Annotated in this window: 22 protein-coding genes; 7 read left to right on the top strand and 15 right to left on the bottom strand. The window is 63.1% G+C overall.

Going from position 1 to position 19,350, the window contains the following annotated elements; translation table 11 throughout:
* Positions 1–31 precede the first annotated feature (31 nt).
* The 6 genes from OVA00_RS20260 to OVA00_RS20285 all read right to left on the bottom strand — a co-directional run bounded on the left by OVA00_RS20260 (position 32) and on the right by OVA00_RS20285 (position 3,461).
* Positions 32–475 carry an NUDIX hydrolase gene (locus OVA00_RS20260; protein WP_268089530.1) on the bottom strand — a complete coding sequence of 148 codons (444 nt, stop codon included), beginning with the start codon at positions 473–475 and terminating at the stop codon, positions 32–34.
* Positions 472–1,311: an AAA family ATPase gene (locus tag OVA00_RS20265; RefSeq protein WP_034802731.1), complete on the bottom strand. Its 840-nt coding sequence runs from the start codon at positions 1,309–1,311 to the stop codon at positions 472–474. Before OVA00_RS20265 ends, OVA00_RS20260 begins: the two co-directional genes overlap by 4 nt.
* A 103-nt stretch (positions 1,312–1,414) precedes the next feature.
* Positions 1,415–1,795 (bottom strand): RidA family protein, encoded by a 381-nt coding sequence (locus tag OVA00_RS20270; protein ID WP_034802728.1) that lies wholly within the window; start codon positions 1,793–1,795, stop codon positions 1,415–1,417.
* 9 nt (positions 1,796–1,804) lie between these two features.
* Entirely contained in the window at positions 1,805–2,410 is a 606-nt protein-coding gene (gene leuD, locus OVA00_RS20275) for a 3-isopropylmalate dehydratase small subunit (protein WP_034802725.1), read from the bottom strand.
* A gap of 155 nt (positions 2,411–2,565) precedes the next feature.
* The gene (locus OVA00_RS20280) at positions 2,566–2,982 is read right to left on the bottom strand and encodes a VOC family protein (protein WP_060521436.1); all 417 of its coding nucleotides are present in this window, start codon (positions 2,980–2,982) and stop codon (positions 2,566–2,568) included.
* Positions 2,983–3,206: 224 nt separating this feature from the next.
* Entirely contained in the window at positions 3,207–3,461 is a 255-nt protein-coding gene (locus OVA00_RS20285) for a hypothetical protein (protein ID WP_060521435.1), read from the bottom strand.
* 125 nt (positions 3,462–3,586) lie between these two features.
* On the opposite strand from OVA00_RS20285, the gene OVA00_RS20290 reads away from it, so the two are divergent.
* Both OVA00_RS20290 and OVA00_RS20295 read left to right on the top strand, forming a co-directional pair.
* Positions 3,587–4,492 (top strand): HpcH/HpaI aldolase/citrate lyase family protein, encoded by a 906-nt coding sequence (locus OVA00_RS20290; RefSeq protein ID WP_060521434.1) that lies wholly within the window; start codon positions 3,587–3,589, stop codon positions 4,490–4,492.
* The gene (locus OVA00_RS20295) at positions 4,489–4,695 is read left to right on the top strand and encodes a DUF1737 domain-containing protein (protein WP_034802710.1); all 207 of its coding nucleotides are present in this window, start codon (positions 4,489–4,491) and stop codon (positions 4,693–4,695) included. The genes OVA00_RS20290 and OVA00_RS20295 overlap by 4 nt, the downstream gene beginning before the upstream one ends.
* A gap of 257 nt (positions 4,696–4,952) precedes the next feature.
* Here the strand turns inward: OVA00_RS20295 and OVA00_RS20300 are convergent, their stop codons facing one another.
* Positions 4,953–5,387, bottom strand: a complete 435-nt coding sequence (locus tag OVA00_RS20300) for a metallopeptidase family protein (RefSeq protein WP_034802708.1) — start codon at positions 5,385–5,387, stop codon at positions 4,953–4,955.
* 169 nt (positions 5,388–5,556) lie between these two features.
* Between OVA00_RS20300 and OVA00_RS20305 the strand changes: the two genes are divergently transcribed.
* The 3 genes from OVA00_RS20305 to OVA00_RS20315 are packed head-to-tail and all read left to right on the top strand — an operon-like array spanning position 5,557 to position 11,343.
* Entirely contained in the window at positions 5,557–6,510 is a 954-nt protein-coding gene (locus tag OVA00_RS20305) for an ImuA family protein (protein ID WP_162741134.1), read from the top strand.
* Entirely contained in the window at positions 6,425–7,978 is a 1,554-nt protein-coding gene (locus OVA00_RS20310) for a Y-family DNA polymerase (protein ID WP_268090347.1), read from the top strand. Before OVA00_RS20305 ends, OVA00_RS20310 begins: the two co-directional genes overlap by 86 nt.
* Positions 7,975–11,343: an error-prone DNA polymerase gene (locus tag OVA00_RS20315; protein WP_268089531.1), complete on the top strand. Its 3,369-nt coding sequence runs from the start codon at positions 7,975–7,977 to the stop codon at positions 11,341–11,343. Before OVA00_RS20310 ends, OVA00_RS20315 begins: the two co-directional genes overlap by 4 nt.
* Positions 11,344–11,631: 288 nt before the next feature.
* On the opposite strand, the gene OVA00_RS40055 is transcribed toward OVA00_RS20315, so the two are convergent.
* Positions 11,632–11,856: a hypothetical protein gene (locus OVA00_RS40055; RefSeq protein WP_268090348.1), complete on the bottom strand. Its 225-nt coding sequence runs from the start codon at positions 11,854–11,856 to the stop codon at positions 11,632–11,634.
* Here OVA00_RS40055 and OVA00_RS20325 point away from each other — a divergent pair.
* Together OVA00_RS20325 and bfr are read left to right on the top strand one after the other, a co-directional pair.
* On the top strand, positions 11,758–12,015 hold the full coding sequence (locus tag OVA00_RS20325) for a (2Fe-2S)-binding protein (protein ID WP_268090349.1): 258 nt from the start codon (positions 11,758–11,760) through the stop codon (positions 12,013–12,015). The genes OVA00_RS40055 and OVA00_RS20325 overlap by 99 nt on opposite strands.
* Positions 11,981–12,472 carry a bacterioferritin gene (gene bfr, locus OVA00_RS20330; protein WP_034802698.1) on the top strand — a complete coding sequence of 164 codons (492 nt, stop codon included), beginning with the start codon at positions 11,981–11,983 and terminating at the stop codon, positions 12,470–12,472. Before OVA00_RS20325 ends, bfr begins: the two co-directional genes overlap by 35 nt.
* Before the next feature lie 75 nt (positions 12,473–12,547).
* Here bfr and OVA00_RS20335 read toward each other — a convergent pair whose 3' ends face one another.
* The 7 genes from OVA00_RS20335 to OVA00_RS20365 form a co-directional block, all read right to left on the bottom strand.
* Entirely contained in the window at positions 12,548–13,069 is a 522-nt protein-coding gene (locus tag OVA00_RS20335; protein WP_268089532.1) for an RNA pyrophosphohydrolase, read from the bottom strand.
* A 52-nt stretch (positions 13,070–13,121) separates the two neighbouring features.
* Entirely contained in the window at positions 13,122–14,336 is a 1,215-nt protein-coding gene (locus OVA00_RS20340) for a divergent polysaccharide deacetylase family protein (protein WP_034802692.1), read from the bottom strand.
* 246 nt (positions 14,337–14,582) lie between these two features.
* Positions 14,583–15,905: a S41 family peptidase gene (locus tag OVA00_RS20345; RefSeq protein ID WP_034802677.1), complete on the bottom strand. Its 1,323-nt coding sequence runs from the start codon at positions 15,903–15,905 to the stop codon at positions 14,583–14,585.
* The gene (locus OVA00_RS20350; RefSeq protein ID WP_060611166.1) at positions 15,895–17,289 is read right to left on the bottom strand and encodes a murein hydrolase activator EnvC family protein; all 1,395 of its coding nucleotides are present in this window, start codon (positions 17,287–17,289) and stop codon (positions 15,895–15,897) included. Before OVA00_RS20350 ends, OVA00_RS20345 begins: the two co-directional genes overlap by 11 nt.
* Before the next feature lie 159 nt (positions 17,290–17,448).
* Entirely contained in the window at positions 17,449–17,931 is a 483-nt protein-coding gene (gene rlmH, locus OVA00_RS20355) for a 23S rRNA (pseudouridine(1915)-N(3))-methyltransferase RlmH (RefSeq protein WP_268089533.1), read from the bottom strand.
* A gap of 263 nt (positions 17,932–18,194) precedes the next feature.
* The gene (rsfS, locus tag OVA00_RS20360) at positions 18,195–18,626 is read right to left on the bottom strand and encodes a ribosome silencing factor (protein WP_034802667.1); all 432 of its coding nucleotides are present in this window, start codon (positions 18,624–18,626) and stop codon (positions 18,195–18,197) included.
* Positions 18,627–18,728: 102 nt separating this feature from the next.
* On the bottom strand, positions 18,729–19,337 hold the full coding sequence (locus OVA00_RS20365; RefSeq protein ID WP_089044395.1) for a nicotinate-nucleotide adenylyltransferase: 609 nt from the start codon (positions 19,335–19,337) through the stop codon (positions 18,729–18,731).
* Between the last annotated feature and the right edge of the window lie 13 nt (positions 19,338–19,350).

The raw sequence follows: 19,350 nt of genomic DNA on the forward strand, positions 1-19,350 counted from the left end.
TCGTCCCCTCTCCCCGCCCGCGGGGAGAGGGTCAGGGTGAGGGGGGAGCCTGCAGCAAGCTTAGAGCATCCCGCATGCCATAACCCAGCCGGCGGTCAGCCTGATCGATACCGAGCCAGAAGAAACGAAAGCGGATCGGGTCACCGCCGCCAAAGGGCGTCATTTCCTGATGTATCCAGGTCTGCCGTTGCTCGCCGGCAAGGGCGATGTGGAAGTAGTGCCGCCGATGACAGATCGTCCTGCCGTCCTTCGGGTAGTGGTAGTCCTGCGTGACGAGATGGGTGAGTGCTTCCGGCGGCGTCAGCCCGGTTTCCTCGATGAATTCCCGCTGAGCCGATGTCTCCGGGCTTTCGCCTGGTTCCATCGTACCGCCGGGTACCTGCAGCTCGATGTCTGGGAAATCCGGCTCGTCGAAGACCAGCAGGCGGTTCTGCCACGTGGCGTAGATCAGGACCTTGTGCGCGTCCGGCCTCATCCGTCGCGGCGGGCCATGAAGGCGAGGCGCTCGAAGAGGTGCACGTCTTGTTCGTTCTTCAGGAGCGCACCATGCAGCTTCGGCAACATGGTCTTGGCATCGGCCCTGAGGTCGGCCGGATCGACCTCGTCGGCGACGAGCAGGCGGATCCAGTCGAGCGCCTCTGACGTGGAGGGCTTCTTCTTCAGCCCCGGCACCTGGCGGATGTCGTAGAAGGCGGCGAGCGCCGCCGAAAGCAGCGTCTTGCGGATGCCGGGATAATGCACCTCGACGATGCGGGCGAGCGTGTCTGCATCGGGGAAGCGGATATAGTGGAAGAAGCAGCGGCGCAGAAACGCGTCCGGCAGCTCCTTCTCGTTGTTGGAGGTGATGATGACGATCGGCCGGTGACGCGCGCCGATCATCTCGCCGGTCTCGTAGACATGGAATTCCATGCGGTCGAGCTCCTGCAACAGGTCGTTCGGAAACTCGATGTCGGCCTTGTCTATCTCGTCGATCAGAAGCACCACGCGGCGATCGGCCTCGAAGGCCTGCCAGAGCTTGCCCTTGCGGATATAGTTCCGGACCTCGTTGACACGCTCGTCGCCGAGCTGGCTGTCGCGCAGCCGCGACACGGCGTCATATTCATAGAGGCCTTGCTGTGCCTTGGTCGTCGACTTGACGCTCCATTCGATGAGTTCGAGGCCAAGTGCGGCAGCGATCTGGCGGGCAAGCTCGGTCTTGCCGGTGCCGGGCTCGCCCTTGACCAGCAGTGGGCGCTCCAGCCGGATCGCGGCGTTGACGGCGATCATCAGGTCCTTGTCGGCGATATAGTCGGCGGTGCCTTGAAATTGCATGGGCGTCTTCCGGTTCAGCGTAAGTCAGGCGAAGTCATGCCCTATGGACTATCGCATAATGGCTTAAATCGGAATCGTTTTGAGGGTGGGCGCAATCAGGGGGTCAGCCGCGAAGCGCGGTGACCTCGATCTCGATCAGCATTTCCGGGCGGATCAGGTCGCAGACGATCATGGTTGCGGCCGGGCGGATCTCGCCGAAGACTTCGCCGAAAATCGGGAACACCCGGTCGGCGAAGCTGGCATCGGTGACGTAATAGTGGTTGCGCACCACGTCCTTCATCGAGAAGCCCGCTTCCTTCAGCGCGCCCTCGATCGTCTTCAGGCAATTGCGCGCCTGCTCTTCCACCGTCTCGGGCATGGTCATGGTGGCGTAGTCATAGCCGGTCGTGCCGGAGACGAAGCACCAGTCACCCATCGCGACGGCACGCGAATAGCCTGCCGTCTTTTCGAAGGGCGAGCCCGAGGAGATGAGCTTGCGCGCCATATCTTCGTTTTAAGCCCAGGGGCGCGCGGCGCCGACCGTCTTTTCGAAGCTGTCGATGGCGGTTGCCTTTTCCAGCGTCAGGCCGATGTCGTCGAGGCCGTTCAAGAGGCAGTGACGCTTGAAGGCGTCGACCTCGAACTTGACCGAACCGCCGTCCGGACCGGTGATTTCCTGGGATTCCAGGTCGACCGAGAGGATGGCGTTGGAGCCGCGCGAGGCGTCGTCCATCAGCTTGTCGAGGTCAGCCTGGCTGACGACGATCGGCAGGATGCCGTTCTTGAAACAGTTGTTGTAGAAGATGTCGGCAAAGGACGTGGAGATCACGCAGCGGATGCCGAAGTCGAGCAGCGCCCACGGAGCATGCTCGCGCGAGGAGCCGCAGCCGAAGTTATCGCCGGCAACGAGAATGCTGGCGTTCTGGTAGGCCGGCTTGTTGAGCACGAAGTCCGGGTTGACCGAGCCGTCTTCATTGTAGCGGGCTTCGGCGAAGAGGCCCTTGCCAAGGCCGGTGCGCTTGATCGTCTTCAGGTAGTCCTTCGGAATGATCATGTCCGTGTCGATGTTGACGACGGGGAGGGGGGCGGCGACACCGGTGAGCTTGACGAATTTTTCCATAACTTCAGGCCTTCGATTTCAGAAGAATGTTGCGCTAGCGTTTAGATGAGTTTTGCGCCGAAATGAAGGAAAATCTGTTCAAATACGCTTCGCCGGGCGGGTGAAAATGCCCGCCCGGCGAGAGCTTCGTCCGGATCTCGATTGTCTGCAGGGACTTAGCTTGCCTTCACCGGGCTGTTCATGGCCCAGAGAACGCCGAAGGGATCGCGGAGCTGGCCGTAGCGGTCGCCCCAGAACATCACCTCGATCGGCATCACGACCTCGGCGCCGGCGGCAACCGCACGGTCCCACCAGGCATCGATGTCGTCGACGGTGAGCGTCAGGGTGAAGGCCTGCGGCTTTTCCAGCGGATGGCCGTATTCCGGATAGGCATCGGCGAGCATCAGCGAGCTGCCGTTGACATAGAGGTGGATGTGCATCGTGCGGCCCTGCTCGTCGAGCGGGTGCCGGCCCACTTCCTTGGCCCCGAAGGCGCGCTGGTAGAATTCGGACGCCTTGGCGGCGCCATCGACCTGAAGATAGGGCAGAAGGCCGTTGAGGACCGGTGCCGGCTGCTGCGTCTGGGTATCCATATCGTTCTCCATCCTGTTCGAAGAGCCAGTACCGTGCTGGCCTGCCTCAAGGACGGACATGGAATCTCTGATCCGACATGGAGTCGAAAAAAAATCGCGGCCGGCTGCATGACGGTTTTTGAAGGCCACCAACAGGGTTCGAGCCGATCACGGATCGGCCCGATTGCAATGATCGCCGGGGATCGATTCCGACGCCCAGGGATCGATTTCGACACTCAGGGGGATCAGAGGTCGATGATCGTGCCGCGGCCGTCGTTCCAGATGCGCATCTCGCGCTGGCCCTGGGCCGCACCTGCGGCAGCCGGGCGCGCGGTGGCGCGGGCAGGCCTGAAATTCAGCCGGGTGGCAATGGCGCTGCCGACCACGACGACGGCGGCGATGCCGGCCAGTGCCAGCGCCAGCGAGGCGGTAAGCACAAAGGCCGCGAACGTGATGGTCAGGGCTGCGGCCGTAAAGAGAACAGAGCGAATGCTTTGCATAATCGTCACCTTTCTGATGGCGATGTGGGGGCGCGCCTTCGGACTTGCAAGAGGTGGGCTTTCGAAAGGGGTGCGGCGGTTCGCCTCGTCTTGCGGAACGCGGCAAAGGCGGGCACAACTGAAGCATGAACAAATCGAGCGAACATCACCCCGTACGCCTGCGCCGCTCGGTGCTTTGCGTGCCGGCCGACAATGCCCGCGCGCTTGCCAAGGTCGCGGAACTCGCGACGGATGCCGCGATCTTCGATCTCGAGGATGCGGTAGCGCCCGAGCTCAAGGTGGAAGCGCGTGCGGCGCTGGTGCAGTATCTGACGGAAAGCCGGCCGGATTGCGAGATTGTCATTCGCATCAATGCGATCGGCTCCGACTATGGTCAGGGCGATCTTGCTGCAGCGCTTGCGGCCAATCCCGACGCCATCCTGTTGCCGAAGGTCGAAAGCCCGGCGGATATCCAGGCGGCGGCCGACTGGCTCGACGAGAACGATGCGCCGGAGACGCTGCGCCTATGGGCAATGATCGAGACGCCACGCGGGGTGATCAACGCGCCGGCAATCGCCGAGGCCGGCCGTACCTTCAGTGGCAGGCTCGATTGTTTCGTCGTCGGCCTCAACGACCTGCGCAAGGAGACCGGCGTTCCGGATCGTCCGGGCCGGCCCTATCTCATCCCCTGGCTGATGCAGATCCTGCTTGCCGCGCGCGGCGGCGGGCTCGATGTCATCGACGCCGTGTTCAACGATTTCCGCGATGGTGCCGGTTTCGACGAGGAATGCCGGCAGGGCCGCGACATGGGTTATGACGGCAAAATGCTGATCCATCCAGCGCAGATCGGCCCGGCGAACGAGCGCTTCGGCGTCGATCAGATCGCCGTCGACGAGGCGCGCGCGATCATCGCCGCCTTCGCGCTGCCCGAAAACGTCGGCAAGGGCGTCATCAACCTCAGCGGGCGGATGGTCGAGCGGCTGCACCTCGACCAGGCCGTCACGCTTGCCGCCAAGGCGGACCTCATCGAAAAACGAAAGACAAGATCTTGAAACTCTTCCGCTTCCTGACCGGCCCTGACGACGCTTCCTTCTGCCACAAGGTGACGGCGGCGCTAAACCAGGGCTGGAGCCTGCATGGCTCGCCCACCTATGCTTTCAATGCCGACACGCAGCACATGCAGTGCGGCCAGGCGGTGGTGAAGGAGGTCGAAGGCAAGGAATACACCCCGGATATCAAGCTGTCGGAGCAGTAGTCGAGGCTGTTTGCCGTCGCGCAGGTTTGCCCCTCTCCTCGGGTTTAGCCCGAGGACTAACCCTCTCCCTGCAGGCGGGGCGAGGGGACGCGGTTGATGCTCACAATCGGCGTGTGAGGCCTGCTTTCTGGAATCGGTCGTGCTCCGATTGGGATGCGAACGGTATCGCGAGTTTCCTTCGCCCCGCCTGCGGGGAGAAGGTGCCGGCAGGCGGATGAGGGGCTGCCCTCACCGCGCGATGATAGGCAAATGAAGTGTCAGCCGCCGACGTGCTCGACGCTGGCCTCGATCCGTTCCATGTCGTCGTCGGAGAGGCCGAAATGGTGGCCGATCTCGTGGATCAGCACGTGGGTGATGATGTCGCCCAGCGTCTCCTCGTTCTCCGCCCAATAGTCGATGATTGGGCGGCGGTAGAGGGTGATGCGGTTCGGAAACTGGCCGGTTTCCATGGTGAAGCGTTCGCTGATGCCGCGGCCTTCGAAGAGGCCGAGCAGGTCGAAAGGCGTTTCCAGCGCCATGTCCTCGAAAACGTCGTCGCTCGGGAAGTCGGCAACTTCGATGATAAGGTCGGTCGTCAGCTGGCGGAATTCCTGCGGCAGGTGGCCATAGGCCTCCAGCGCAAGCTGCTCGAAAGTGGTAAGCGTCGGTGCGTGGCGTTCCCGCCAATCATCGGTCTGGTCAATGCGGGCCATAGGCACTCCTTGTTGCCCTCCATATAGCGATTTTGCCTTTGTTTTTCGAGTGTTGAATTCCTTGACCACAGGGACAGGAATAAATTCTTAGAATTGGCTGTTGACTCATTTAGGAAGCTCTGGAATCTAATAGAACATAACATGAACATTCTGATGGGAGTTGACCGTCATGGCCGACACAGCCGTGCAGCGGGAGACGGTACTTTCGCTCCGAGAAACCATAGCCAGGATCGAAAACCGTCGGCTTCCGGGCGTCGTGCGCGCCGCCAAGGCGGCCGATCCCGGCGGCTTCCGTCAACGGGAAGAAGACGAGCCTGGCCGCAAGGCGCTGGCGCTCGGCGTTCCCGATCTGGACGATCTTCTCGAAGGCGGCCTGCCGCTCGAAGGCATGACGGAAATCCGCAATGCCGAGACGCGCGATGCCGGTGCAGCCGCCGGTTTTGCCGCAGCACTCAGCGTGCTCTGTCAACGGGCGCGGCTTGAAAAGGGCGAGCCGGCCGCCCCCGTTCTCTGGATCAGCCAGTCGATGGCTTCCGCCGAGGCGGGCATGCCCTATGGGCTGGGTCTGAAGGCCTTTGGTCTCGATGTCCGCGGCCTCGTCTTCAGCCTGCCACGCACGATAAAGGATGCGCTCTGGATCGCCGAGGCCGCGCTTTCCGTGCCGAGCTTCTGTGCCGTCATCCTTGAAATTCGCGGCAACCCGGCTGCCCTGGCACTCAGCGAGAGCCGACGCCTGCATGTGCGCTCGCGCGCTGGCCACGTCCCCCTTCTGCTTCTGCGCCAATCCGGACACGAGGAGGCGAGCAGCGCCTTCTTCCGCTTCCTCGTCGAGCCGGCGCCGGCGCGCGAGCGACCGCTACCGGATGGATCGATGCTTCGCGGCAGCATCGGCCATCCCGTCTTTCACGTCATTGCCGAGAAGAGCAGGGCTCCTGCGCCGCTCGGCTTCTTCCTGGAGTGGAACCCCCATGACCGCCGCCTTTACCCCGTCGAGCCCCTACCAGCCGCTGCTGCGGCAGATCCAGAACCAGCGCATTCTGTCGCTCGCCTTTCCGCATCTTCCGGCCGATCGGGTCGCGCGCAAGCGCTGGGGGAACTCGTGGCTTTCCCGCGGGCGTCCTGAGCATCCGCCCGTCGTCTTCGCCGACAAGGTGAAGAGCGCAATGCGTCTCGTTGCGCTCGATGGTTACGCCGAGAAGCGCGGGTTTCATATCGGTCAAGGTGTTGCCGAGGCGCGGGCCATGTGTCCCGAGATCGACGTGCTGCCGGCCGATCCCGCCGCCGACCGGGCGCTGCTTGCGGGCCTTGCGGACTGGTGCTGCCGCTACACGCCGCTCGTCGCGCTCGATGGCGACAGCGGTCTCTTTCTCGACATTACCGGCTGCGCCCATCTTCTCGGCGGGGAAAAGGCGCTGCTCGACGACCTGCTCGCTCGCCTTTTCCATCTGGGTGTCGAGGCCCGGGCGGCGATCTCCTCTTCGGCCGGGCTCTCCTGGGCGGTAGCGCGTTTCGGCTCCGGCGGCATTCTCGCCGAGGACGAGGCGGCGCGGATGCTGGCGCCGCTGCCGATAGCGGCGCTCCGGCTGCCGCGGGAGACGATCGAAACGCTTGGCCGGATCGGGCTCAAGCAGATCGGCGACATCCTCGAGGCGCCGCGCGCGCCGCTTGCCCGCCGGTTCGGCGCGACCCTGCTTCTGCGTCTCGACCAGGCGCTCGGGCGCGAGGACGAACCGCTGTCGCCACGACTGCCCGTCGCCGCGCTTTCGGCAGAGCGCCGTCTCGGCGAACCGGTCCAGGGCGAAGACGATATTTTGGGCCTGACGGAAGAACTGGCACTGCGGCTGAAGCCGGAACTGGAAAAGCGCGGCGAGGGTGGGCGCCTGTTCGAACTGCTGCTTTTCCGCGTCGACGGTGCGGTCTTTCGCATCGCCGCCGGCACGTCCTCGCCGCTCAACGAGCCGCGTCGCGTCGCCGGTCTCTTCCGCGAACGCCTGCAGGCGGTGCACGAAGATCTCGATGCCGGCTTCGGCTTCGAAATCCTCAGGCTTTCGGTGCCGAAGAGCGAAAAATACGAGGTGATGCAGGAGGATTTCTCCGGCACGCCGGATCGCGAGCGTCCGCTTGCCGCCTTTGCCGACCGGGTCATGGCGCGCTTCGGCGCAGAAAGCCTCATGGTGCCGGCGCTCTCGGAAAGCCATGTGCCGGAGCGGGCGGCAAGCTTCCGGCCGCTCACGGACCTGGCGCTGATCGGCAAGGCAGAGGAACCGGGAAACAACATCCCGGCGCCCCTGCTAGCTGCCGCCGCCCGGCCGCAGCGGCTCTTTCCAAGTCCCGAGCCGGTGGAGGCGGTGGCCGAAGTGCCGGAGGGGCCGCCGAGAAGCTTTCGCTGGCGGCGTACCTTGCACCGCATTGCGCGCGCCGAAGGGCCGGAGCGGATCGCCGGCGAATGGTGGCTCGACGGCGAGCCGGCGCTGGAGCGCGACTATTTCCGCGTGGAGGACGATAGCGGCCGGCGGTTCTGGCTGTTTCGCGAAGGACATTATGGCGCGTCAGCCCCGCCGCGCTGGTTCATGCATGGAGTCTTCGCATGAGCGACGCTACCCCCTATTTCGAGATCGGTGCCTGGTCGAATTTCTCCTTCCTCGAAGGCGCTTCTCATCCGGGCGAGATGGTGGTTGCGGCGAGCCGTCTCAAGATATCAGGCCTCGGCATTGCTGATCGCAACACGGTGGCCGGCGTGGTGCGCGCCCATGCGCAGGCCAAGGTGGAGAAGTCGGCCTTCCAGCCCGGCGCGCGGCTCTCCTTTGCCGAGGACTTGCCCGACGTGCTCGCCTATCCCTTAAACCGCCGCGGCTGGGGCAACCTCTGCCGGATGCTGAGTGCCGGAAACCTGCGTGCCAGGAAGGGCACCTGCACGCTCTACGAGACCGATCTCATCGAATGGGGCGAGGATCTGCTTCTCGCCGTGCTGCCCGGCCCGGTGATCGGCGCACCGGAGGCAACCCTGCTTGCCGATTTCCTCAAGCGGCTGAAGCCGCATTTCGCCGATCGGCTCTATCTGGCGCTGGTGCCGCGTTATGACGGCTTCGACCAGCTTGCCTTTGCCGGGCTTGCGACCATCGCCCGCCACGCGGCAGTCAAGCTCGTCGCCACCAACAGTCCGCTGTTCCACGCCGCCGGCCGCCGGCCGCTTGCCGATGTCGTCACCGCCATTCGCGAGCATGTGACGATCGCTTCGGCCGGCTATCGGCTGCACGCCAATGCCGAGCGGCATCTGAAGGCACCTGGCGAAATGGTCCATATCTTCCGCGATTATCCGGAAGCGATCGCCAATACCGGGCATTTCTTTGGGCGTCTGAAGTTCTCGCTGTCGGATCTCGAATATCAGTATCCGGATGAGAGCATTCCGGGCGAAACACCGACGCAGACGCTGCGGCGGCTGACAATGGAGGGCGCGCGCGAACGGTATCCCGGTGAGATTCCTCAGAAGGTTTCGACGCAGATCGAGTATGAGCTCGAGCTGATCGCGGGCAAGCGTTACGAACCCTACTTCCTGACGGTGCGCAACATCATGCAGTTTGCGCGCAGCGTTCATATCCTGTGTCAGGGCCGCGGGTCGGCGGCGAATTCCACCGTCTGCTATTGCCTGGGCATCACCGAGGTCGACCCGTGTGAGACCACCCTGCTTTTCGATCGTTTCCTCTCGACCGAGCGGGACGAGCCGCCGGACATCGACGTCGATTTCGAGCACGAGAAGCGGGAAGAGGTGATCCAGCACATCTACCGTACCTACGGCAAGGAACATGCCGGGCTGACGGCCGCCGTCATCAGCTACCGGGCGCGCTCGGCCGGCCGCGAAACCGCCAAGGCTTTCGGGTTCTCGGAAGACGTGCAATCGGCGCTTGCCGGTTCGGTCTGGGGCTGGTCGGTCGCCGATTTATCTGAGCGCGAGGCGCAGGCTGCGGGTCTCGATACGAAGGACCCGACGACCGTGAAGGTGCTCGACTATGCGACCGAGCTGATGAGCTTCCCGCGCCATCTCTCCCAGCATGTCGGCGGCTTCGTGATGACCCGCGACCGGCTCGATGAAGTCGTGCCGATCATGAACACGGCCATGCCCGACCGCTACATGATCGAGTGGGACAAGGACGACCTCGACACGCTGAAGATCCTGAAGATCGACGTGCTGGCGCTCGGCATGCTCACCTGCATCGCCCGCGCCTTCACGCTACTCGACCGGCATTACAACGAGCAGAAAAACCTGCATCAGCTCTTCAAGGATCATCAGGATGCCGTCTACGACATGATCTGCCGCGCCGATACGATCGGCGTCTTCCAGATCGAGAGCCGGGCGCAGATGAGCATGCTGCCGCGGCTGAAGCCCAGGAAATTTTACGACCTCGTCATCGAGGTGGCGATCGTCCGGCCCGGACCGATCCAGGGCAACATGGTGCATCCCTATCTGAAACGGCGGGAGCAGCATGCTTTGAAGATCCCCATCGAGTATCCGAGCAAGGAACTGGAACTCGTTCTGGAGCGGACGCTCGGTGTTCCCCTGTTTCAGGAGCAGGCGATGCAGATCGCGATTACCGCCGCCGGTTTTTCACCCAGCGAGGCTGATCAGCTACGTCGGGCCATGGCGACCTTCAAGCGTACCGGCACGATCCATACCTTCCACGAGAAGATGATCGAAGGCATGGTCAGGAACAACTATCCGCGCGATTTTGCCGAGCGTTGCTTCAAGCAGATCGAGGGTTTCGGCGAATACGGCTTTCCCGAAAGTCATGCCGCGTCCTTTGCGCTGCTCGTCTATGTCTCGTCCTGGCTCAAGACCTATTACCCGGATGTCTTCTGCGCGGCGCTCTTGAACTCGCAGCCGATGGGGTTTTACGCGCCCGGTCAGTTGGTGCGCGATGCGCGCGAGCATGGGGTCCGGGTGCTGCCTGTCGATATCAACCACTCGGTCTGGGATGCGGATCTCGAAGAGGGGGGGCTCGACAAGAGGGCCATCGAGCCGCGCCACCGCGAGATGGAGACTGTGATCAGGACGACGAAGGCGATGCGCCTCGGCTTCAATTCGATCAAGGGGCTGAACCAAAGGGAACTCGAGGACAAGCTCGTCGCCAATAGGGGGGCCGGTTACGGATCGGTTCGCGATCTCTGGCTGCGCTCCGGCCTCTCCCGTTCCGCGCTCGAAAGGCTTGCGGATGCGGATGCCTTCCGCTCGATTGGGCTCGATCGTCGCAAGGCGCTCTGGGCGGTGAAGGCGCTCGACGAAAAAAGTGCGGCCGAGCGGCTGCCGCTTTTCGAGGGGGCTGCGAGAGAGGAGTTGCGGCCGGAGCCCGCGATGATCTTGCCGGAGATGCTGGCAGGCGAGCAGGTGATCAACGACTATCGTTATCTCTCCTTCTCGCTGAAGGCGCATCCGGTCTCCTTCCTCAGAGACACGCTTGCCGCGCAAGGGATCGTCCAGAGCCGCATGCTTGCGACCGCTCCGGTCGGGCGGCGGGTGACCGTTGCCGGGCTGGTGCTCGTCCGCCAGCGCCCGGGTTCGGCCAAGGGCGTCATCTTCATGACGATCGAGGACGAGACCGGTGTTGCCAATGCGATCGTCTGGCCGAAGGTGTTTGCGACCTATCGGCCGGTGGTCATGGGTGCGCGTCTCGTGAAGATCCGCGGCCGGCTGCAGCGCGAAAGCAGCGTCATCCATGTGGTCGCCGAGCACATCGAGGATATCACGCCGATGCTCGGGTTGTTGCGCAAGGAAGCGCGGCGGTTCGGCGCAAGCGAGCGTGCCGATGAGGCACTGAGACCGACCGGCGACGCGCGCATGAAGCGGGCGCAAGGCGACCAGCGCCTACCGATCCCCCGCCATTCCGGCAGCAGTTCCAGCAACCCGGATCGAGCGACAGCCGAGGTGGCCGACGTGATGCCGAAGGGGCGCAATTTCCATTGAAAGCCCGACCCGGCTTTGCTGTCTCCCGATTGTGTGGGACGGTTTGGCGAAGGGACGGCCAGATACGTCGGAGGGATTCCATGGAATGCTTCCGGCGCGGGGTCATGGGCAGGGTTTCCCGCCGTCGCGACCGGAGGTGTGTAAAAATGTCGCAGGCTGTGCGCCTCATGACCCATTCAGGGTTTGCAGGCGCAGTCGCTCAGGAATCTCTAAAATTCTGAAAAGGCGAAGTTTTTTGTCAAGTTTAGAGTCGTTCTAATCCACCCGCAACTTCCGCTCGCGGAGTTTTTAGTTGACACTAAATGTCCTGTTTTGCTTTATGCGCTGATACAGGGCGTTGCGTACGACAGGCGAGACGACATGCTGGTTTGCAGCTGCAATTTCATCACGGAAAAAGAGATCGAGGACACGATCATTGGTCTCCTCGACGAGGACTGTTGGCAGCTGATCGTGCCGGCGAAAGTCTACCACGCGATGGAAAAACGCGGCCGTTGCTGCGGCTGTTTCCCCAATGTCGTCGACATCATCATCCGCACCACCGAGCAATATCACGCGCACCGCGACTCGACGGACGCAGAGATATTTGATTTCATGACCCGCCTCAGACAATTCCATGACGACAACCGGAGGGCGGATCTTGAAAGGCGACAAAAAAGTCATCGAGCAGCTTAACGAAGCGCTCTATCTCGAACTCGGTGCCGTCAACCAGTATTGGCTGCACTACCGCCTCCTCGAGGACTGGGGCTATACGCTTCTCGCCAAGAAGGAGCGGGCCGAATCCATCGAGGAGATGCAGCATGCCGACAAGCTCGTCGCGCGCATCATCTTCCTTGAAGGCCATCCCAACCTGCAGACGGTTGCGCCGCTGCGCATCGGCCAGAACGTCAAGGAAGTGCTGAAGGCTGACCTCGCCGGCGAATACGACGCCCGCACCGCCTACAAGAAATCCCGCGACATCTGTCACGCCGCCGGAGACTACGTCTCCATGAAGCTCTTCGAAGAGCTGCTCGCCGACGAGGAAGGCCATATCGACTTCCTCGAAACCCAGCTCGAGCTGCTCGACAAGATCGGCGAAGAGAAATACGGCCAGCTCAATGCCGCTCCGGCCAACGAGGCCGAAGCCGACTGAGCCTGGTAAAAGCTTGCAAACACAAAGGCCGGCGATATCGCCGGCCTTTGTCGTTCCAGGAACAGCAGGTCCGGTTCACGGCGCCAGATGCGTGAAAGCCGCAACCACTTCCTCGTAGACCTTGCGCTTGAACGGCACGATCAGCTCCGGCAGGTCGCGCATCGGCTTCCATTCCCAGGCGTCGAACTCCGGCTCGTGTCCGCCCGGCGGCGGGTTGATGGCGATCTCGTTTTCTTCGCCTTCAAAGCGGAAGGCATACCAGCGCTGCGTCTGGCCGCGATACTTGCCCTTGAGGCCGATACCGATCAGATGTTCGGGCAGGTCGTAGTTGATCCAGCCGGGCGCTTCGGCCAGCAGCGAGACGGTGCTCATGCCGGTCTCTTCGTAAAGCTCGCGATAGGCGGCCTTCAGCGGATCCTCTCCCTTGTCAATGCCGCCCTGCGGCATCTGCCATTGCTGCGGCGAGCCGTCATATTCGGAATTGCCGACGGCGATACGATGACCGGCCCAGACGAAGCCCGCCCGGTTCAGCACCATCACCCCGACACAGGGGCGATAGGGAAGGTCATCCGCCTTCAGTTTCTTGTCCTTGCTCATCGGCTGCCTCTTCTGTGCAAACGTTCATTGGTCCCGTGGGGACGGCTTTAAGCTAGTTCTGTTGCGGATCCTTGACGAGCGCGGAAACGCCGACGATCTCGATGCCGCGCCCCTGCGCTTCACCGATCCAGGAGGCAATCGCGCCGACGCTCTCGTCGAAGGCAGAAGCGACGCCAATGGCGGTACCGTTGCGGCGCGCGATGCGTTCGAGTTCATCAAGCTTCTTCAGGATCGCGTTGCGGCTGAGTTCGCTGTCGAGCGTCAGGTCGGCAAAGCCGTGCGGCACGTCGAAGGCGCCGGCAAGCTTGCCGGACAGGGACTGCGCCGAGGTGCCATCGTCGAGGAACAGCAGGCCGCGCTTGCCGAGATCGCGCATGACCGGCTCCAGCGCATCGGCATCGGACAGGAAGCGGCCGCCAAGATAATTCATGACGCCGGTATAATTGGTGATCTCGGCGAGGTTGCGGTGCAGTTCCGCGAGGTTCTTCTTTTCGCCGAGGCCGACGCGCAGCGCATTGGGGCCCGGATCGTTGGCCGGATAGTCGAACGGCTCCATCGGAAGCTGCAACAGGATCTCGTGGCCGCTGCGGCGCGCTTCCTGCATCCAGCGCTGCAGGCTGTTTCCAGCCGTGGCAAAGCCGAGCGTCACCTCGCCCGGCAGGTCGCGGATCGCCTTCTGGGTTCCCGTCTGGCTGAGGCCGAGCCCGCCGACGACAAGTGCGATGCGTGTGCCGCGCGCGCCCGACCAGGGGCGCGCATATTGATCGAGCGGCCGCAGCCCGTCGGGGCCGATGATCGGCAGGCGCCCGGCGGGGCTTTCTTCCAGCAGGTCGTCATTGGGCATCGCCGCCATGCGCGGATCCTGGCCGCGGATCGGACCGACATTGATGAGCGCCGGTCCCTTGCCGTCGCGGCTGCGCGGCGAGAACGTCGTGACGGTGGAGCCGTCGTCGGTAAGCGTGCGCTCGACATCGGCGCCGGAATAGGCCGTTCCCGGTGCCATCGTTCCGGAGCCGACGCCCGTCTGGCCGCTGGCCGGGTTGGATGCCTTGTCGCCTGGGCTCTTCGCTTTCTCGGCCGTTACGACCGGCGATGCGGAATCACGCCGCAAACCGTCCGGCGAAAGCGTGTTCCAGGCGGAAATGCCAATCACCGCGGCGATGCAAAGGCCGGCAAGAGAAAACCCGAGCGTTCGCTGGGGATTGCGCTTCGACACTGGCTTGGCCCGCCGGTTCTGGCCGAGCGGAGCATTGAGATCAGTTCCCAAACGAAGCCTCGGTCGAGCTGTGGGATGTTGCCGCTAGAGCGAGGCCGGCGCCAGGACGCGTGCCGATCCTCTCCCGTCGCACGCCGTATGCCTTCGAAAGAATCAGTGGCCGCGGCAGCGCTTGCTAACCCTATAATTTAGTGGCGAAGGCTTGACCAGTGCATCGGCCGGCCCAGTCATGGGGCCAAATGCGAAGCGCCGCATGTTCGGGTGAACATGCGGCGCTTCGTTTCGTGTCTGTGAGGCTTACTTCTTCAGCTGAGCCTGCTCGGGGCTCGCCGGGAAGGACGGGTCCGTCTTCTTGCCGCGCAGAAGGTCGAGCGCGTAGTTCAGCTGCAGGTCGTCCTTGGCTTCCGGCGGCACATAGGCGACCGAGCCGGAGCCTTCGTCGGTCTCGCTCTGGCCCTGGATGTGGCCGCGCAGATCGGACTCGCCCTGAGCCTCGACCTTGCCGAGCAGTTCCGGCGGCAGAGGCTGTTCGACCTTGATGTCAGGCGTGATGCCCGTGCCCTGGATCGATTTGCCCGACGGCGTGTAGTAGAGCGCGGTCGTCAGACGCAGCGCACCGGCTTCGCCGAGCGGGATGATCGTCTGGACCGAACCCTTGCCGAAGGAGCGCGTGCCGAGCACGGTCGCGCGCTTCAGGTCCTGCAGGGCACCGGCGACGATTTCCGAAGCGGAGGCCGAGCCGCCGTTGACCAGCACGACTACCGGCTTGCCATCGGTCAGATCGCCCGGCGTGGCGTTGAAGCGACGGGTCTCGTCCGGGTTGCGGCCGCGGGTCGAAACGACTTCGCCACGTTCCAGGAAGGCGTCGGAGACGTTGATCGCCTGGTCGAGCAGACCGCCCGGGTTGAGGCGCAGGTCGAGCACGTAGCCCTTCAGCTTGTCGGCCGGCACTTCCGCCTTGATCTTCTCGATGCCCTTCTTCAGGTCGTCATAGGTCTTTTCAGTGAAGGATATGACGCGCAGGTAGCCGACGTCGCCTTCGGTGCGGAACTTGACCGCACGAACGGCGATGACGTCGCGGACGATCGTCAGTTCGATCGGCTTGTCCGCGCCCTTGCGCAGGATCGTCAGCTTGATCGGGGTGCCGATGGCGCCGCGCATCTTTTCGACGGCGTCTTCGAGCTTCAGTCCGCGAACATCCGCACCGTCGATCTTGGAAATGAAGTCGCCGGCAAGCACGCCGGCGCGGGCCGCAGGTGTGTCGTCGATCGGGCTCGTGACCTTGACGAGGTCGTCTTCCATCGTCACTTCGATGCCGAGGCCGCCGAATTCACCGCGCGTCTGGGTGCGCATGTCCTCGGCATCGGTCGAGTTCATGTAGCTCGAATGCGGGTCGAGCGAGGAAAGCATGCCGTTGATCGCGTTCTCGATCAGCTTGTCGTCCTGCGGCGGCGTCACGTATTGCGCCCGCACGCGTTCGAACACGTCGCCGAAGATTGCCAGTTCGCGATAGGTCGAGGTGTTGGCAGCGACGGCCGGAACGACAGCCGAATAAACCACGCCCATCGCGGTCGCGCCCATCAGCGCCCCGACCAGAACAAGTGAAGCCCTACGTATCATTTCGCGCCTTTCCAACCTCTGCTGCGGTCCACCATGGTCGGGAATCAACCGGTTTTCCGTCTTTTCGGAATTCAATGTAAAGCGTCGGCCGGTCCGTTTCCAGCGCCAAGGCCGCAGCGCTCGCCACTCTTTTTGCGCCCATCGTCGCCAGCGGTTCTCCGGCGACGACGAACTGCCCAGTCTGAACGCTCACCTTCTCCATCCCCGAAAGCACGACGTGGTAGCCGTCGCCCGGGTTGAGAATGATCATCTGCCCATAACTGCGGAAATTGCCTGCATAGACGATCCAGCCATCTGACGGCGCAGTCACCAGCGCGCCGGGATTGGTTTCCAACATGATCCCTTGCAGGGAATGCCCCGTCCCGTCTGCATCGCCGAATTTGCGCAACAGCGATCCCGCGGCCGGATAGGCAAGCTTGTTCCTCAGCTCCGAAAACACATATGCGGGCGCAATGCGGTTTTTGTCAGGCACCGCATTGCGGGCGAGTTCCCGCGCCGCCTCGCGCTCTGCCTCACTCATACGACGGCGTTCTTCCTCCTGCGCGCGCGCCGCTTCGGCAGCCTCGCGAACGGAGGAGATCTGGTCCTCGAGTGAGCCGATCAGGCCCTGGAGATTGGTCGCCTGCGAGGCCAGTTCCTGCGCCTTGCGCTGCTCGGCCGCAAGTTCGCTGGCGCTCGTCTGGCGCAGCTTTTCCTTTTCGGCAACCAGCATCGACATGCGGCGCTCTTCCTCGACATTGGCGGTCATTGCCGCAGTCAGGTCCTCGCGCTGCCGGTCGATGCCGATGCGGATGTCGGCGAGCGCCTTGAGGTCGGCCACCAGGTTTTCGGTTTCCTTGCGCAGGCCGGGCACGACGGCGCCAAGCAGAATGGCGCTGCGCACGGAGCCGAGCGCATCCTCAGGGGTCACCAGGATCGCCGGCGGCGGGTTGCGCCCCATCCGCTGCAGGGCGGCGAGCACCTCGGCAAGCACGCCCCGGCGTGAGCGCAGCGAGCGACGGACCGTGTCTTCCTTGGTTCTAAGGTCGCTCAGCTTCTTCTCGCCATCGACGATCTGCTGTTCGAGATCCTGGCGTTTCTTTGCGGACTCGACGATTGCGGCGCGCAGCGTCTCGTTGGTCTTGTCGATTTCGGCAATGGTTTCCGTCAGCGCATTGGCGCGCTCCTGGGAAAGCGTGATCGTCTTGGAGAGCGCATCCAGTTCGCTGCGCGTACTGTTGCGGCGAAGCGTGAGGTCGGCGGCGGGGTCGGGCGGGCCCTGCTCCTGACCGGTCGCGGCGGCGGGCGGCGTGGCCTCCTGGGCGCTCGCCGGCAGGCCGATCGCAAGCGCAAGCGCAAAGGCCGCCGCAGTACGGGCAAGCCGTCCTGTGCCGTCTCTTCCCATGCCGAAAACGCTGGTCCTGCCTCGGGGCGTCATCCGTTGCGTGCGTCCATCCGAAAATATGAGGAAAAAACCTAATCTGATTTGGCGCGCACGACCAAGCATATTCTCGTTATCGCCGCGTGTACCGGGAGAGGTTGCCCGAAAAGCAGCCCCGCCGCTTCAGACCCGATGATAGGGGTGGCCGGAGAGAATGGTGACGGCCCGGTAGAGCTGTTCGGCGATCAGGATGCGCACGAGCTGGTGCGGCCAGGTCATCTTTCCAAGGTTCAGCACCGCATCGGCGCGGGCATGAAGGTTCGGATCGAGACCATCGGCGCCACCGATCGCGATCATCAGGTCACGCTTGCCGCTGTCGCGGAACGTGCCGAGAAGCGATGAGAAGCCTTCCGAATCCAGCGCCTTGCCGCGTTCGTCCAAGAGCACGAGCAGACTGCCTTCGGCCAGTGCCTTTTCGAGCTGTGCGGCTTCCTCGCGCTTGCGCGTCTCGGCGTTCGAAGCACGACTTTCGTTGACTTCGACGACGCGGGAAAGCTCAAGCCCGATCGCCGGACCGGCCTTGGAGAAGCGATCGAGATAACGGGCCGCAAGATCCTTTTCCGGCCCCGCCTTGAGGCGGCCGACTGCGAAAAGTCCGATACGCATGACCTTGTCCGTCCTCGCTTGCGCTGCAACGCGCACTGCATAGTTCCTGAAATCGTGTCGATTCAAGGAGAATCTTATACCGCGTTCCTGGAGCCTTGCAGCGTCGTTGCGCGCCTTGTCCGGTTGACGGGCCTGCAGGTTACGATCAGTCGCAACAAATATCCGGCTGACAACGCCGCCCAAGGCGGCGCCAGCCCTTCACATTCATGCATGACCGCAACTCGGCTCGTCCGGCATTCAGCTGCGCGGCGACCCGGTCGGTCTCAATGCAAGGTGCCGTCCTCGATCTCGGGAGCCGCCCACATCTTCTCGATGTTGTAGAACTCCCGGATTTCCGGCCGGAAGATGTGAACGATCACATCACCGGTGTCGATCAGCACCCAGTCACCGCCTTCCAGACCTTCGACACGGGCATTGCCAAAGCCCCCGTCTTTCAGGTCGGTCGTCAGGTGATCTGCAATGGCCATCACATGCCTGTTCGATCGCCCGGAGACAACGACCATGAAGTCTCCCAGCGCCGACTTTCCGGCAATGTTGATGCTGACGATGTCTTCTGCCTTCGAGTCCTCTAGGCTCTCGAGGACCAGTTGAAGCGCACGGACAGCGGCTTCGTCGCTAGATCCCGTGCTGCGCGGGAATGCGGTAACCGCATATCCCTTGGCGTGTGCTGTTGTCAGGGTCTTTCCTTTCCACATGAACAGAACAGGCACTTCCGATTCGAACAAAGATCGAACCGTCCATGAATGTAGGCATCAAACCGTAGCTGTTTCAAGACAGCAGAACTGAATCCCTGGAAATCATACTCCACCGGCGGCGCGAAGCGCCGTCGAACTCATCGATGAGCGAGGTCCATGGATGAAGGTCCAGGCTGGCGCGCGGTGGAAGGGGAGGCGCCGCGCGTCGTCCTCGTCGATGCGAGCATAGTCGAAGGTTTTCGCCATGCGCGAGGAGAGATAGGCGAGCGTCGAGCCCGGCCGATCGATGACGGCGATCGGGAAAGTGCGGGCGATCTTTTGCCAGTTCTGCCAGCGATGGAAGCTCTTCAGGTTGTCGGCGCCCATGATCCAGACGAAGCGAATGTCGCGGTTTCGCGCCTGCACGATTTCGAGCGTGCGGGCGGTATAGCTCTGCCCCAACGCCTTTTCGAAGGCCGTCACCTTGATGCGCGGGTTGTGCGCGATCGCTTCGCTCATGGCGATGCGGTCGGCAAGCGGCGCCAGATTGTTGTGGTCCTTCAGCGGATTGCCAGGGGTCACCATCCACCAGAGCTGGTCGAGCCCGAGCCGTTGGATCGCCGTGTCGGCAACGAGCACATGGCCCTCATGCGGCGGGTTGAAGGATCCGCCGAAGAGGCCCACCACCATGCCGGCTTCGACATGGGGCATGCGCAGGTAGCGGGCGTTCACCCTGCCTGCCGTC

Origin of the sequence: Ensifer sp. SL37, assembly GCF_026672675.1 — a bacterium.
Taxonomy (GTDB): Bacteria; Pseudomonadota; Alphaproteobacteria; order Rhizobiales; family Rhizobiaceae; genus Ensifer; species Ensifer adhaerens.